This window comes from Actinoplanes sp. NPDC051633, from assembly GCF_040681735.1.
Taxonomy (GTDB): Bacteria; Actinomycetota; Actinomycetes; order Mycobacteriales; family Micromonosporaceae; genus Actinoplanes.
Map to the genome: position 1 here is coordinate 1 of NZ_JBFAZH010001277.1, position 2,107 is coordinate 2,107.

Annotated in this window: 2 protein-coding genes; both read right to left on the minus strand. The window is 68.3% G+C overall.

Features of this window, described 5'->3' with window-relative positions; all coding sequences use genetic code 11:
- On the minus strand, positions 1-186 hold a 186-nt coding region (locus tag AB0M20_RS40025), incomplete at its 3' end, for a DUF1810 family protein (protein WP_364306359.1).
- Positions 174-2,107: glycogen debranching protein GlgX (gene glgX / locus AB0M20_RS40030; protein WP_364306361.1), on the minus strand; the 1,934-nt coding region annotated here is incomplete at its 5' end. The genes glgX and AB0M20_RS40025, both read right to left, overlap by 13 nt.

Here is a 2,107-nt window from a genome sequence, read left to right on the forward strand (position 1 = left end):
GGCGTACCGCTGGGCGGTCGGGCTCGAGCCGAGACCGGCCAGCTGCGGGAAGACGAACCACATCCAATGGGTACGCTTGCGCCCGGCGCGCAACTCGGCGACGGCGGTGTCGTGCACGCCGTCCTGCGCGGTCACGAAGCGGTCGAGGTCCGTCACGTCGTCCTCCGGATGCTTCAGTAGCGACACCTCAGCACCACCATGGTGTGTCCACCCACGCCGACCGCGCCGCCCGCCTTCGCGATGCGGCGCCGGCTGGCCAGCAGTGGATCGGCGGTGTCCACCACAGTCTCCCAGGTCCGGCCGTAGGCCTTGGGCGGAAGCGTGAACGTCACCTGCTCGCCGAGCGGGTTGAACAGCAGCAGGAACGACGCGTCCTGGATCGGCTCGCCGAGCGCGTCCCGCTCCGGGATGCCGTCGCCGTTGAGATAGACGGTCATCGTCATGCCGCCGAGGGTGTTCCAGTCGGCCGGGGTCATCGGCTCGCCGTCGCGGCGCAGCCAGGCGATGTCCGGCACCTTCGACCCGGGCAGCGGCTGGCCCTTGAAGAACCGGCGGCGGCGGAACACCGGGTGATCGGCACGCAGCTTGGTGACGGCGGCGGTGAACTTCGTGAGCACGTCGTGGTTGCGGGCGTCCGCCCAGTCGACCCAGGCCAGCTCGTTGTCCTGGCAGTAGGTGTTGTTGTTGCCCCGCTGCGTACGTCCCAGCTCGTCACCGTGCGAGACCATCGGCACGCCCTGGCTGAGCAGCAGCGTGGTCAGGAAGTTGCGCTTCTGCCGCTCGCGCAGCGCGTTGATGTCGCCGTCGTCGGTCGGACCCTCCGCGCCGCAGTTCCACGACCGGTTGTGGCTCTCGCCGTCGTTGTTGCCCTCGCCGTTGGCCTCGTTGTGCTTCTCGTTGTAGGAGACCAGGTCGTTGAGCGTGAACCCGTCGTGGGCGGTGACGAAGTTGATCGAGTGGAAGGGCTTGCGGCCGTCGTCCTGGTAGAGGTCGGCCGAGCCGGTGATCCGGGACGCGAACTCGGCCAGGGTGGCCGGCTCACCGCGCCAGAAGTCGCGGACCGTGTCGCGGTACTTGCCGTTCCACTCGGTCCAGTTCGGCGGGAAGTTGCCGACCTGGTAGCCGCCCGGGCCCACGTCCCACGGCTCGGCGATCAGCTTGACCTGCCCGACCACCGGGTCCTGCTGCACCACCTCGAAGAAGGTCGACAGCCGGTCGACGTCGTAAAACTCGCGGGCCAGCGTCGAGGCCAGGTCGAACCGGAAGCCGTCGACGTGCATGTCGGTCACCCAGTAGCGCAGCGAGTCCATGATCAGCTGCAGGCTCTGCGGGCTGCGGACGTTCAGGCTGTTCCCGGTGCCGGTGTAGTCCATGTAGAACTGCGGCTGGTCGTCGACCAGCCGGTAGTACGTGCGGTTGTCGATGCCCTTGAGGCTCATCGTCGGCCCGAGGTGGTTGCCCTCGGCGGTGTGGTTGTAGACGACGTCGAGGATGACCTCCATGCCGGCCGCGTGCAGGGCCTTGACCATGCCGCGGAACTCCTGGGTCTGCTGGCCCAGCGAGCCCATCGCGGAGTACCCGTGGTACGGCGCGAAGAAGCCCAGCGTGTTGTAGCCCCAGTAGTTGCGCAGGCCGAGATCGACCAGCCGGTTGTCGTGCACGAACTGGTGCACCGGCATCAGCTCGACCGCGGTGACGCCGAGGCTCTTGAGGTGCTCGATGATCGCCGGGTGGCCGATCGCCGCGTACGTGCCCCGCATGTCCCGGGGCACCTCGGGGTGCCGCTCGGTCAACCCCTTGACGTGCGTCTCGTAGATCACCGAGTGGTGGTACGGGATGTCCGGCCGCCGGTCGTTGCCCCAGTCGAAGTACGGGTTGACGACCACGCCCTTGGCCATGTGCGGCGCCGAGTCGAGATCCGACATCTGATCGGGGTTGTCGAAGTCGTACGCGTAGAGCGACGGGTGCCAGTCGATGTCCGCGTCGACCGCCCGCGCGTACGGGTCGAGCAGCAGCTTGTGCGGGTTGCAGCGCAGACCCCGGTGCGGGTCGTACGGCCCGTACACCCGGTAGCCGTACCGCTGGCCCGGCTCGACCCCCGGCAGGT